Source organism: Micromonospora sp. CPCC 205561 (assembly GCF_036906775.1).
Lineage (GTDB): Bacteria > Actinomycetota > Actinomycetes > Mycobacteriales > Micromonosporaceae > Micromonospora.
In genome coordinates, this window is the sequence record NZ_JBAKHV010000003.1 from 195,016 (window position 1) to 208,247 (window position 13,232).

Sequence of the window (13,232 nt, forward strand, 5' to 3'; positions counted from 1 at the left end):
ATCCTTGACCCGCTCACCCCCACACGTCATTCGACCGCCAGCAGCCAAATCGTGCGGGAGCCGGGGCTCCGGCGAGGATGCCGATGCGCTGCGGGGCCGTCTCCTTGAGCCGGTTAGGGGTGCTGTACCCGGCGTCGGACAGCAGATCGGCGAGGTCGTCTTCGAGTGCTTTTGCGGTCGTCGCGGATACAGGCCAGTGCGCGGCTGACCGGGGCCGTGGTTCCGGCTGGCTCCACGGCAGCATGCCTTGCTGAAAAACATCTCAGGTAAACCGAGGTGGCGGCGTAGCAGAAGTTCGGGGCGGTGATGATCGTGCCGTCGGGCAGTTCGGCCAAGGGCTGGACGAGCAGGCGGCGTTTGCGGCTGCGGGCGTGCCACGGGTGCCAGTCGGCGTCGCGAAGGTTGGTCACGGTGCTCGTGATCATCGTAAGGGCAGCGGCGCGGGTATGCCCATCAGGCGACTCGCCGAGATCGGTGTAGTCGAGGAGGTGGTCGAGCGCCTCGTCGTGCGTGACGGTCATGAGGTGGTCGTCGTCCGTGTGGATCGGCCATCATGTCAGCGCGGCCAGGACGACAGGAGTCGCCGGCGGATGCGCCGAAGCTGGCGAGCAGCGCCGTGTCCAAGGGTTCCGGGACCAGGCTTCCCGTTTTGGCGGTGTTGGGCGCGGGGTCGGCCTCGCTTGCTGTCGTCGCGGCCTGCATCTGGTCGGCGGTGCGGTTCAGCTCTGCACAGGCGAGTTGGCGCGCCCGGCGAGGTCGGCAAGCAGTGTGGGCAGAAGTGCTTCCTCGTGGATGGCAATGCCTTCGTGCTCCATTGCCGCAGAGAGTCCAGGCTCCCACGGTGTGGCTGCGCCGGCCCCGGACAGAGCGAGGCGGGCGTTGGCGTTCAGATTGTTTACTGCGTCTATGTAGTCGTGTGCTCCCATCCGCCACGGCGTTGCGCCGCGGTCAAACAACCGAGCGGCGATGCGAACTCCGGGCCAGTCGAAGTCCCCGTGGTAGCTCACGGTCGCGCCGTCTGTGATCAGGCGAGACAGCAGTACGAGGCCGGCCGAGGCCGGGTTACCTGCGAAGCACAGCAGAGGCTCCGGGGCACTGGCGCGGATGGCGGCCTGCAGCACTTGAGGGTTCTCGCATGCGTACACCCGCTGGCCTGGTTTGGCGAGAGGAAGGTCGGCCATGGCGCGCAGCTCGTGCAGGGTGACATGGGTGACCAGACCGAGGTTGGCGCGGTCGGTCATCATGGTCGACCATCGGTGTGTACCTGGCGGGCGCAGCGCCCAAACCATGACGGTGCCCGATACCTGATCTTTTGTTACGCCGACCGTCTCCCACAGAGCGCGGCGCTCGCTCGGTGAAGTGGGTGCGGATTCGCGGGCGGCCTCGGCGATTGCGCGTAACACCAGGGCGGCTGTGAGGGTGCCGTCGTCGAGCCCATGCGCGCTTCCGGTGGTTGTGCTGGCGAGTTCGCCAAGCTCCCACCGGGATTCGACCAACTTCTCGCCTCTCGAGAGCACGGTGCCGTCGGCGATTTCGACCAGGACGGCGACGGCTGCATTGACTGCTGCGTGCGCGGCCGGTGCGCCGGCTCGGGTGAGCAGCCCGGAGCGCCGCACACTGTCGGCGAACGCGGGTGCCCATGACGCGTTGGCGAGGCCTGCCGCAGCGAGGCCGGTGTCGAGCGCGGACCATACTTGCGACCAGGCCGCCGCCTTCTGGTCGCGGGCAGCGGCACGGTCGACTACCGGTCCGGTGAGGGCGCCGAGGACAGCGACGAGCCCGGCGGCGGCGGCGCTGCGGCGTAGCGCCTCGTCGAGTGCTGCCAGCTGTAGTCGTGCCGAGCCTACGGCAAATTGCCGGCGGAGCAGACCGCCGAGCCGGGTTGCTGCCTCTTCATTGAGGTCAACGCTGATTGTTCCGGTGAGCTGGAGACGGTTGCGTTCCAGTCGCTGCCGGGCGCGTTCCCAGACCGGGGTCAGTGACTGGTGTCCGAGGTAGGCGCGCAGGCGGTCGGGCATCGGGGCTTCGGTCATGCCACTGACCGTAGGTGCCGGGCGTGTCCGTCCCAGTGCACGTGGGTGGTGATTGCCGCGCTTCCTTCACGGCGGCGGACCTCGTACACGTCGAGCGACGGCACCTGCGGGTAGCAGCCCCAGAGGGCGTGGCCGGTCATGGCGAAGTCAATGTCGAGGCGTACCAGTAGGCCCATCAGTACGCCGATGGTGCGGTTGTCGACTTTGGCGAACGCGTCGTCCAAGACGATGAGCCGTAGTGCTCGTGAGGTGTCGGGCAGGCCGGAGAGGTAGGCGTCGACGGCCGCGAACAGGGTCACGTAGGACACGAAGCGGGTCTCGCCCTGTGAGAGCTTCGACCGTTTGCTGATGCGCCGCTCTTGTCCTGCCGCGGGGCCGCGAATGATGACTTCGACATCATGCCAGGACCGGTAGTCGAGGGCGGATTTGAGGTGAGCGGTGTACCCGGCGTTCGCGTCGACGTTCATCTGTCCGTCAACGCGGGCTTTGAGCAGGTCGATGAGTTCGGCGTTGTCAGCCTCGGAGCGAACGTCGTTGGCAACGGCGACGAGTTCGCTGATCCGGGCCAGGGCTGATGTGGCGTCGGATTTGAGCGTCCACTGCACCCGGACGCCGATGCCGTGCGAGGTGTGGATGGCTCGCAGGCTGGCGTTCATTGCCTTGATCAGGTTATGAGCTTGGCCCAGTCGTCGCTGAAGTTCGTCGGCGACGCCGTCGAGGATGAACTTGGTGAACACTTGACGTTCCCGGTCAGACAGAGCCGTCCGGCCTTCGTCGACTTTGCGCTGCAATGTGGTGTGTGCGGCGGCGATGGTGTGGGTGCCAGCGGCGTCGACGAGGTCGACCAGCCGTACTCCGTCGGTCACGGTGGGTTGCACGTCGAATGTGCCAGTGAGGTCCTGTTCGAGGCGTTGTTGTGCGCGTACGACGGCGGTTTCGTCAACGGTTGGGCCACTGCTGTCGACGGCGTCGGCAAGTTGTCGGGCCGCGGTCTCCACCGTCGCCGGGTCGATGGAGACAGGGTCCGCGGCCGGCAGGTGCGGGAGGGACTGACCTGTGTTCAGGGCGGCTTCGGTGATGCCGGGCAGGGTGGCGACACGGTGCAGCCGCGCTACTTCGTCCGCTAATGCCCTCCGCGCAGCGCTGGCCTCATCCTTCTTGTGCTTGGCAGTCACCGCTGCGGCGGCGACTTGACGTCCCAGTTCACCTTCAACCTTTCGGGTGTCTGAGAGTGTGCGCTTGGTCCGGCGGGCTTCCTCTTCGGCGGTCTTTAGTCGGGTGAAGACCACTTCGGGGTCAGCGCCGATGGTTTCGCGTAGAGCACTCACCTCTGCTGCCTCCTGGTGCCATAGCGCCCAATCCTCGTCAGCGGTCGACTCGGCCTTCATCCGATTGACTGTGGCCTTCTGCACTTCGCTGATCCCGCGGATGTGTCGGTCGATGCATTCGCCGAGGTGGGTGAAGCCGTCGGCGAGCCGGGTGCAGGATCCCGCAGCGGATTCGGCGGCTTGCCGCGCTGTAGCAAGTTCGTCGACGCCGGTCGGCAGGCCGGACGCGCGGCACATTTCAGCGTGTTGTCGACGGCGGGCGTCGAGATCGCGGCGCATCCCCTCGGCCTCTGCGCGCAGACGCGTGGCCTTGCCGGTGGTGTTGCGGGCGTGCTGAGCCTGGGCGGCAGCGTCCGCTCGTGCCTGAGTCAGCTGTCGCGTGCGGGGTGAGGTGCCGAGGTGGGAGTCGAGCTGTTGTTCCCGAGCGCCCAGCACGTCCCCTTCGGCCTTGTGTTGGCTGTCGATGTCAGCCAGTGCGCCGAGTTCGGTGGCGATCTCGTCGAGGCGGGCAGCGCGTGCGGCGGCGCGGGCCTGGGCACCGATGTGCGAGGCGGCGGGTACGCGATGGCGTCCCGTCAGCGGGCCGCTGCCCCAGCTGCCGTCGCGGGCGACCCAGACAGGGGCGTCGTGGTCGTCCAGGGCGATCCGAGCGAGGACGCTAGCGGAGAGTCCGGGCTCGATCGGGCAGGTTGGGTCCGGTGCGAGCACGATGCTCAGCGGTCGGTTGACGGTCGGACCGGTGGCGGTGAGCAGGATCTGGCCATCGGCGGCGGTGACGGCCCCGTCGGGAGTGAGGTCGGCGGTGAGGAGTCCGGCGGCGTGCAGCGCTCCTTCGATTCCGGCCTTGTCGTCGTCACTGAGCTTCGGGTCCGTGAAGTCGACGGCACGCCACAGCGGCACACCCCCGGAGGGAGTCGAAGTTTGCCACGGCGCCCGTGCCGGTTCGGGGTCCCGTTCCCGGCGGAGGTCGGCTGCCTCGGCGTTCAGCGCTTCACGGCGGTCGCTGACGTCCTTCTTCCGCCGCTTGAGGTCGGCGCGGTCTTCAGATATCCGCTGCCGGGCCGGCCGGGCAGCCTCGTCGGCTGCCCGGTCGAAGCCGTCGATCGGCAGACCGTCGTCACCGGCGAGGGCGTCGATGTCAGCCATGACCCGAGCGAGTGCGTTTGTGTGCCACTCGACTGGTCCGAGGAGTTCTTCGGTGGCGGGATCGGCGACCCAATTCCGCCAGTTCACCGCGAGCCTGGCTGCGGCGTCGTCGCGCCGGGCAGCTGCTTGACCGGCTTCCTCGGCGGCGGTGTCCGCTTCGTCTCTGGCGTCGCCGGCACGCTCCTCCGCGTGCTCGACCTTGTGCATCTGGTCCCGCAGCGCCACCGCGGTTGCGTGTCGGTTGAGCGCCTGACCGGCGCGGTCCTTGGCGGCGCGCGCGACGTGGCGAGCGGTTTCGGCTGCCCGTCTCGGCTCGTCGGGGGCGAAGGTGAGAGTTTTGGGCGTGGCACGTTCGACCGGGATCGGCGCGCTCTCGCAGTCGGTGCGGACGCTTTCGGTGGTGGTGGGTTCGTCGTCGATGGTGGCGCTGGCTGCGGTGGGCAGGAGGTCGGCGGTCAGACCCGCCTTCGTGAGCAGGTCACGCGTTTCGGTGAGGGTCTGCGCAGCGGCGTCGGCGGCGGCGATCACTTCACCGGCGCGTTCGTCGGAGGTGGCGACCAGAGCAGCTTCGGCGTCCCGTGATGTCCGAGCGTTAGCCAATGCCCGGTCGGCGGTCTGGCGAAGTGCCGCAATCCGCCGCTCGGTTTCGATGAGCTGCTGGGCGTCTGTGTACTCACGGGATGCCTTGATGCCGCGGATCGTCGCGTCGAGTTCTCCGGCACGGTCCGCCAGCTGGTTCAGCGTGTCGGCAGTCTGCTTATGCTGCGCCTGCAGATGCTCGTGTTGGCTGTGGGCGTCGTCTGATTCCCGCGCGCTCCGACGCGCACTCGCGGCTGTGGTTTTCGCTTGGTCGCTGGCGGCCAGCAGCACCCCAGCGGCGTATCGGCGGTAGGTCGCCAGGAAGGTGCCCACATCGTTGGCCGCCTTCTCCAGCCGCTGCTGGGCATCGCGTGTGTCTGACAGCGCATCGAGTTGCTGTCCGGCGGCGGCCAACGCGGCCTCGGACAGCGGCGGCAGCGCGTCTGAGACGATCGCCGGGAGCAGGCCCGCTTCGATGCGGTTGCCGACGTCGGGGTTGCGCAGTACGTGCAGCAATTGCAGCAATCCGGCGTAGCGTTCGCGACCGGAGTCACCGGTAAGGGCGAACACCTGGGTGCGTACTCGCTCGCGGTGTGTCTCTGCGGTGTCGGTGACCCGGTCAGAGCCGATCTTTTCGGCAAGCCGGTCACGCGATAGCGGTTCGCGGCTGTCGTCCAGCAGGTGGAGATCGACTCCCACCCGCAGGGGTGTGGTGAAGTACCAAGGTTTCGCCTCGGCGGTGGCTTTCGAGAACCGGATGAAGGCGCCGAGCGTGAGGTACTCGGTTTCCGAGTCATCGGACTCGCCGATGAGTTCCAGCCACAGGTATCCGACGCGATTACCGCCGGCCTTTTCGCCTGCGCCAGCAGCCATGAGGTCTTCAAGGCGAACCTTCTTCGCCCCGGAAGCATCGATGTTGCGTCGGTCGGCGTCCAGCAGGTAAGGGAGAAGCATCTCCAGGGCACGGCTCTTACCGGCGCCATTCGTGCCGCGCCAGATGACCCGCCCGCCGGAGCAGGTGAACTCGGAGTCGTAGTAGTACCACACGTTGACGATGCCGCCACGGTTGATGCGCCATCGCGACGGGTGGTGCTTGGGGGGAGTTTGGTCGAGGTCCTCGGCGGCCATGGTCGGGGCGGCGGGGGTCACAAAGTCTCCAAGTCAAACAGGGACGGTGCGACGGGGGCGTCGGGTTCCAGACGCTCGTGGGCGCGGGTCTGGGAGGGCGCGAGCTGCACGTCGGGACGGTGACGAGCGGCGGCCGGGTGCAGGACCAGGCCGTCTTCGGTGGGGTCGGCGAGGCTGAGCGAGGTGAGGACGGATATGGCGTCCCTGCACAGCACGCTGGGGTCGGAAACGTGCTCTGGGCCCCACATCTTCTCGTAGCGGACCGCGAGATCTCCGACAATCTCAGTCACCTGCGGCCACGGGCACAGCAACCCGGGTACCTGGCGGCCGTGCAGTTCTGCGGTCTTGCCTGCGGTCGGCTTGTGGACCCGCAGCAGCTCGTCAACGAGTAACAGCGCGGCCTGCTTCACCTTGCCGGGACCGGGGAATTCGACATCGGACAGGTGCCGGTCGGGGTCGTAGGCGAGTGCTCCCTCGGCGCGGACCTCGAGCACCAGGCCAACCAGGTCGTCGAGCGTGCGGGTCAGGTCAGTGCGTTCCCGAGACAACACGTCGCGCTCGGCGTCGGTGAGATCTTCACGGCGCACCAGGGGGTTCTCAACCAATTTGCGGCGCAGGCTGCGTCGAGGTTGCTCCGTCACATCGGGGCTCGATGTGACCAGCGCCTCTGGGCCGTCGAGTGCGGCAAGAGGCCGAGCCAGCAAGTGCGGAAGCATCTGCCGATGAACCGTCAACAGGACTTCTTCCTGACGCTCTCCCCAACCGCTGACGCTGCCGTCGGTCTCCTCGATCACGCCCCAAGCGATCAACTGGCGTAGCGCGGCGACGAGGTGCCGTTGTTCGGTGCGTGAGTCGTCGAGGTCGATGCCCACCGTGGCGGCGTCGGCGCGCAGCTGTTCGACCAAGGCAGAGGCGAGCACCTGCTCGCCGGTGTCGGGGGCGAGTACCGCGGCACATATCAATGCCAGGTATGTGTAGGTGCGAGCCGTGAACTCTCCGCCGCTGTTGCGGCGGGCCGGCCGGACGGGTGCCGCGGCCGGTAGCGGAGCCTTGACGAGGCGGGCGAAAGTCGGCTCAACGACCAGGATGTAGCCAAGCGCTGTCGCAAAGCTGCTTTTGAGCGCTCCGGCGTGGTGGCGAATCAGCGCGAGGGCGTCCGGGTCGGTTGCCGCGGTCAGCAGCGGTGTGCGCAGCAGTGCCCGTGCGGCGTCTCTGCGCTGGGTGACCTCATGGGCAACGATCGATACCGCCACTTTAGCCGTCCGTTCCGGTTGCCGCACCGGGAGCGCTTCCCGATGCGACGCTGTCGATGGCGGTGACCTCGAGGATCAGGCCGTCGATCGTCAAATCGCCGTCGAGGGCGTGTATCACGCTGGACCGGGCGGGTGCGGGTCGGGCGTGCAGGATGAATCCGAGGTCGGTGTCGGCCCATTCGAGCGCATCGCTGTCGTCCTGGCCCATGGCGAGCAGCTCGCCAAGCCGGTCGAGGGCCATGTCGCGGGCGGCGGGCGCAATCCGAATCCGGTCGAGGACGCCGGCTGCGATGAGTTCCGCCGCTGCGGCCTCGTCGCGCTCACGCTCGGCGCGTGCCTCGGCGAGCTGGATTTCGCGCTCCATCGCCACGTCGGGAACCCGGGCGGTCCTCCCTCGGGCTGCGCGATCGCCTCGCTCGCGCAGTGACACCGGCACGTCGACCGGGTCGGCGTCCCACCATGAAGTCGAGGCGCTGGCACGTGGGCTGTCCTCATCCGGGCCGAGCAGCAAATGCCGGGCAGGGTAGACACCGAACGCCGCGGCGAACAGCCGGTGGGCTTTCTCTGTCTCAGCGTTGGTGTCGGCATCGGCGAACCAGCGAGCCAGTCGCAGTAGGTCTCCGCGGCGGGACACACCGGTGCCTGCGGCCGCCAGCATTCGTTTGGCATTGGCCAGCAGTTGGCCGAGGGCCTGTTCGGCTGCGACGCGCAGCTGCTGCGGGCCGGACCGGCCGTCGTGCCCGCCGTACCAGGCGGCGAACTCTTCCCAGTCGGCCCGGGTCCGGCCGGGTAGCCGCTCGGCCGGCGAGCCGTCCGGGCTAGTTATCGTCGGTAGCGTCGCGAGGACTTCGAGCAGGGTGTCGAGGTGGTCGATCAGGGCGGCCGCGCGAGCTGCGACCGCCGGTGAGTGCCGGGCCACGTCCGCAGTAATCAGATCGACGTACGACAGGAGCAGCTCCTTGAACGCCGCATATTCCTCGCCGACCAGGTCATAACGGGAGAGGACCTGATGCAAGTAGGCGTAGAAGTCGCGGACGCTGTCTGTGAACAACTGCTGACTGGTGAACACCATGGTTACGTCGGCGGCGAGCGCTTCGGCATCCACAGATCCGGTCGCGGCAGAAAGCCGATTCTGGATGCGGCCGAGCGTCTCCACCATGCCGCCGAGCAGCTCACGAGCGACGTCCCGCACTCCGGTGGTGGCCCGCATCAGGTCCGCGACCTGGCGGTGTACCCGGCCACCCAGCTTGGACACCTGATATCGAGAACGAGACCGTAGAAAATCGGCTACCGTGGCTACCCGGCTGTCGCGTACCGACCGAACAAGGTTGCCCCAGCCCTCCAGCTGCCGGCACCTGGTCTCCACGTCGTCGAGAGCGAGACCGACTCCCCGTTCAGCGAGTTGCGCGGCAACCTCGGCGGCCGACAGGTCGGTGAGCAGGGTGTCGGCGAATAATCCCATAATCGCGATGTACTGCCCACGCACAGCCGGGTCGTCCGCGGTCGCATACCGGTAGAGATCGAGGCGATCGAGATCTGAGCGGTCCCCCACACCGCGATCGTCCGCGCCCAACTCGTCGCCCATCGCACTCCCTGATGTCACCGCGTCGCTGCCCGCGAACACTACAACGCCGTCGCGTCGCCGCCCGCGAACACTACGACGAGCCTCTGACACTCCCGATCGGTCAGTGAAGGCGCTCAATTCATGTCGGGCTGGTCGGTGTTGCGCCCTCGTCGGAGGCGTCGTAGCCGCAACCCGCGGCCTCCGCCATCTCACCGACGGGTCAGCGCGCCCTCCCCTACGCCGACGCGCGTCGCTGCCCGCGCAGCCGGGCGAGCTGCATGGCCCTACCAGACCGCCGGTCAACGGCCTGTCGTTCTGCAGCGGCCCTACGGGCTTCCCGCTTTCCGCGCCAGCCCGGGGTATCAGGCAGAACAGCCGCAGAGCGATAGCGGCAGCGGCCGGCACGCAGGCGGCGCGCGACTTTATTCAACGCGGCCGTAGTCGAGCTGAGGAGGGCCTGCAGCACTAAAGGATCGAGCGAGGCCACTCAACATGACGATAGCTGCTGGCACCTGCAGCGCTTGACGCGGAATCAAGAGACCACAATGCCGCTTCATCCCGGGATGCAGATAAAGCGGCAGGTCAGAGCGTTCCATAGTCAGCCGGACCGGCGGCCGCGGCCCGCCCCGTTACCGCCAATGAAGATCATCCGTTACCGGATGTTGCCGCCGTCACCGGAGAAGATCTTCATCTTCCCAGGTCAACCGGTCGGGACGGCCGGATTCGAACCGACGACCCCTTGACCCCCAGTTTACAACGATTCTGTCACGCGATGCCAGAACCGACTGATAATCTGCAGATACGGACAGAACCACATCACTCTGTGCCGCCCTCTGCTGGCCAATGCCAATCACTCCTCTCCCGCGAGCCTCGACTCGTTACCGAACTCGTTACGCCAGCTGGTCAAGAGCTGGCCTGACATCGCGTCCGCAGCCCTATCGCTGACGCACTTCCTGTCAGCATCCTAGGGAGAACTGCTCCGCTTACGGGAACGACAAGGGCAGCCTGTCTGCCGCGCGACCACCACCGCAGAGCAACCTCTAAGGACGGCTACCTCAGCCCCGACGAGTACCACACCGCCTGGTACGAAATCCCTCGGATAGAGCAGACCCGGCTCACACCACCCCGACGCCAACCGACGCCTGGTAACCACCGCTCCCGACAAGTGAGGGGAACTCAACCCGTGCCCAGAACGGGTCGACCCCGAGCATGCGAGCCTCCGGTAGCCAGCTGACGGTATGCAGCCGGAGTGGCGACGCCCGGAGTCGCGTCTGCCGGGATGTCGGGCCACCACGCCAACTCGACTGGACGGCGAAAGAACAGCTGTTGGAGCGATGAAGCATCTCGCTGAACGGCACCCTCGACCGAGACCGCGCAGGGCCCTGCGCGTGTTCGAGTAGGTATCGCCGCACCGGTTCGGTGACGACTTGGGCGAAGGTCGCGTCCTGCAGCCACCCGCCGCCGGCCTGCAGGGCTCGCACTACAGCCCGCAGCACCGGTAGGACTACCAGCAAGAACAGCCCCACGGCGGCCGCGAGCGACAACCATGGCAGGTTGCGGCCACGGGAGTGGTGTACGACTTGCCCGTGATGGGCGTGTTGTGTAGATGAGAGACGGCCACCGCGTCGATCCTTCAAGACGACCAAGTCAGAGAAGGAAGAGAGGACGCGATGGCCGCATCAGAGAGTGTGAACCCTGTTGACCTGCTGCGCGAGCAGATCGCGGGCGCGTCGCCGGACATGTTGCAGGCGATGATCAAGACCTTCGCGCAGGCGGTGATGTCCGCGGAAGCGGACGTGATCTGCGGTGCCGGTTACGGGCAGCGCAGCGACGAGCGGGTGAACTCCCGCAACGGTTACCGGCAGCGCGAGTGGGACACCCGTGCTGGCACGATCGACTTGGCCATCCCCAAGCTGCGGCAGGGTTCGTACTTCCCGGACTGGTTGTTGACACACCGGCGGCGGGCGGAGCAGGCCCTGGTCTCAGTCGTGGCGACGTCGTATCTGCTGGGGGTCTCGACGCGGCGGGTGGAGAAGCTCGTCGAGCAGCTCGGGGTCCGGCAGCTGTCGAAGTCGCAGGTCTCGGAGATGGCCGCCCACCTGGACGTGCAGGTCGAGGCGTTCCGCAACCGGCCCCTCGACGCCGCCCATTACACGTTCGTGTGGATGGACGCCCTGACGATGAAGGTCCGTGAGCACGGCCGCACGGTGAACGTCCACGCCCTGATCGCCGTCGGGGTCAACGCCGACGGCGGACGCGAGGTGTTGGGCCTCGACGTCGCCTCCGACGAAGACGGTGCCGGCTGGCTGGCGTTCCTGCGCAGCCTGACCGCCCGAGGCCTGTCCGGCGTCCGCCTGGTCATCTCCGATGCCCACGCCGGTCTCGTCCAGGCCATCGGGGCGGCCCTGCCAGGAGCGTCGTGGCAGCGGTGCCGCACCCACTATCTGCGCAACCTGCTGACGAAGGTCCCGAAGTCGGCACAGCCATGGATCGCCACTCTCGTACGCACGATCTTCGACCAGCCCGACGCCGACGCCGTCCGAGCCCAGTTCGACCGGGTCATGACCACGATCGAGGCCAAGTTCCCGGCCGCGTCCGAGCACCTCGACGCCGCCCGAGACGACCTGCTCGCCTTCGCCACCTTCCCCCGCGAGATCTGGCGCCAGATCTGGTCGAACAACCCGCAGGAACGCCTGAACAAGGAGATCCGCCACCGCACCGACGTCGTCGGGATCTTCCCCAACCGGCCAGCGATCATCCGCCTCGTCGGCGCGGTCCTCGCCGAACAAACCGACGAATGGACCGAAGGCCGCCGCTACATGGACCTAAGGCGTGTTTCATATCGAGGTCAGAGCCACTCGGTGATGATGGTGATGGTCAGGACGGCTTGGAACCGGACGGCCAACTTGTCGTAGCGGGTGGCGACGCCGCGGTGGCGTTTGAGCCTGTTGATGCCGTTCTCGACGGCGTGGCGTAGCCGGTAGAGCTGCGGGTCGAACGCCGGTGGACGCCCGCCGCGGGAGCCTTTGGCTTTGCGGTGGGCGTCCTGGTCGGTCTTGCTCGGGATGCAAGCCCGGATCCCCCGAGAGCGCAGGTATCTGCGGTTGGCGCGGCTGGTGTAGGCCTTGTCGGCCAGCACCAGCACCGGCCTGGTCCTGGCCCGGCCGACACCGAGGCGGTTCACGCGGATGCGGCGCAGGACCGGGATGAACTGCGGGCTGTCCCCGCGATGCCCGGCGGTGACGATCAAGGACAAGACTTTCTGGCCCTGCTCACAGGCCAGATGCGTCTTGGTCGTCAGCCCTCCGCGGGAGCGGCCCAGCCCGTGGTCGGCCGGCTCGTCATGAACCCCACCGGGTGGTTCCTTCTGCAGATGGCCGTCGGTGCGGGCACCTGCGGCGTGCTGGTGAGCGCGACTGGTCATCGAGTCCACGCTGACCGTCCAGTCGATCCGTCCCCGGGCGTCGCCCTGGGCCTGCAACGCTGACAAGATTCGGTCCCAGGTTCCATCGCGCTGCCAACGACGGAACAGTCCGTAGATCGTCGGCCAAGGCGCGTACTCCGCTGGCACGTCGCGCCACGGGGCACCGATCCGGATCCGCCACCGGATCCCGTCGATGAGCTGCCGTTTCTCCCACTTCGGCGGCCGGCCGGTAGACGACGCAGCAGGCAGCAACGGGGCCAGGACAGCCCACTGCGCGTCAGTCAGGTCATGCCGCCTCGTCACCGCTAAGGTGGCCACGAGGTCTCCGGTGCATGGTGCTTCTTGGTCGTTGTACCAAGTACCGGAGACCTCTTCAGTTATCGATCACCGCCACGCCGTGACTTCAACCGGCCAACCCGAGTTACGAAACACGCCTTAGAACTACTCGCCAAAGCCCGCCTCATCACGATCGACACCAGCCAACACGACACCAACCAGACCGACACGGCACCGATCGCCGCATAGCATCAGACCGGATCCCGCGATGGCCGTCTCCTACACCACCAGCGCGGACGTGACCCCATGGCAGCGGCCAGCGCGGGCTGCGGCGATCACGCGCCTCGTCCCACATGCAAGCCAGCACGACGCGGACCCTGATGGGCCCAGTTGGCATGTTGGTCCACACCGAACACCCCATGTCAATCGCCTAAAGCGCGGCGGCTTCCAACCGACATGACGAAGAACTGTCGATGCCTGGCGGTACAAGTAGCGGCACCC

7 protein-coding genes are annotated in these 13,232 nt (G+C 67.2%); 1 reads left to right on the forward strand and 6 read right to left on the reverse strand.

The window, feature by feature from the left end; genetic code table 11:
• Nucleotides 1-113: 113 nt before the first annotated feature.
• The 5 genes from V6V16_RS04295 to V6V16_RS04315 form a co-directional block, all read right to left on the reverse strand.
• Complete coding sequence (locus tag V6V16_RS04295; RefSeq protein ID WP_334559615.1) at nt 114-521, reverse strand: hypothetical protein; 408 nt, start codon at nt 519-521, stop codon at nt 114-116.
• A 198-nt stretch (nt 522-719) separates the two neighbouring features.
• On the reverse strand, nt 720-2,033 hold the full coding sequence (locus tag V6V16_RS04300) for a TIGR02679 family protein (protein WP_334559616.1): 1,314 nt from the start codon (nt 2,031-2,033) through the stop codon (nt 720-722).
• Nucleotides 2,030-6,235 carry a TIGR02680 family protein gene (locus V6V16_RS04305; protein WP_334559617.1) on the reverse strand — a complete coding sequence of 1,402 codons (4,206 nt, stop codon included), beginning with the start codon at nt 6,233-6,235 and terminating at the stop codon, nt 2,030-2,032. The genes V6V16_RS04300 and V6V16_RS04305 overlap by 4 nt, the downstream gene beginning before the upstream one ends.
• Complete coding sequence (locus V6V16_RS04310) at nt 6,232-7,467, reverse strand: TIGR02678 family protein (RefSeq protein ID WP_334559619.1); 1,236 nt, start codon at nt 7,465-7,467, stop codon at nt 6,232-6,234. The genes V6V16_RS04305 and V6V16_RS04310 overlap by 4 nt, the downstream gene beginning before the upstream one ends.
• A 1-nt stretch (nt 7,468) precedes the next feature.
• Entirely contained in the window at nt 7,469-9,052 is a 1,584-nt protein-coding gene (locus V6V16_RS04315; protein WP_334559621.1) for a TIGR02677 family protein, read from the reverse strand.
• Nucleotides 9,053-10,701: 1,649 nt separating this feature from the next.
• Here V6V16_RS04315 and V6V16_RS04320 point away from each other — a divergent pair.
• Nucleotides 10,702-11,946 carry an IS256 family transposase gene (locus V6V16_RS04320; protein WP_334559622.1) on the forward strand — a complete coding sequence of 415 codons (1,245 nt, stop codon included), beginning with the start codon at nt 10,702-10,704 and terminating at the stop codon, nt 11,944-11,946.
• Here V6V16_RS04320 and V6V16_RS04325 read toward each other — a convergent pair.
• Nucleotides 11,880-12,758 carry an IS5 family transposase gene (locus V6V16_RS04325; RefSeq protein WP_442934029.1) on the reverse strand — a complete coding sequence of 293 codons (879 nt, stop codon included), beginning with the start codon at nt 12,756-12,758 and terminating at the stop codon, nt 11,880-11,882. The genes V6V16_RS04320 and V6V16_RS04325 overlap by 67 nt on opposite strands.
• Nucleotides 12,759-13,232: the final 474 nt, after the last annotated feature.

Coding starts and splice junctions, on each gene's coding strand:
- V6V16_RS04315 (WP_334559621.1), bottom strand. CDS start 9,052: ATGGGCGACGAGTTGGGCGCGGACGATCGCGGTGTGGGGGACCGCTCA.
- V6V16_RS04295 (WP_334559615.1), bottom strand. CDS start 521: ATGACCGTCACGCACGACGAGGCGCTCGACCACCTCCTCGACTACACC.
- V6V16_RS04320 (WP_334559622.1), top strand. CDS start 10,702: ATGGCCGCATCAGAGAGTGTGAACCCTGTTGACCTGCTGCGCGAGCAG.
- V6V16_RS04300 (WP_334559616.1), bottom strand. CDS start 2,033: ATGACCGAAGCCCCGATGCCCGACCGCCTGCGCGCCTACCTCGGACAC.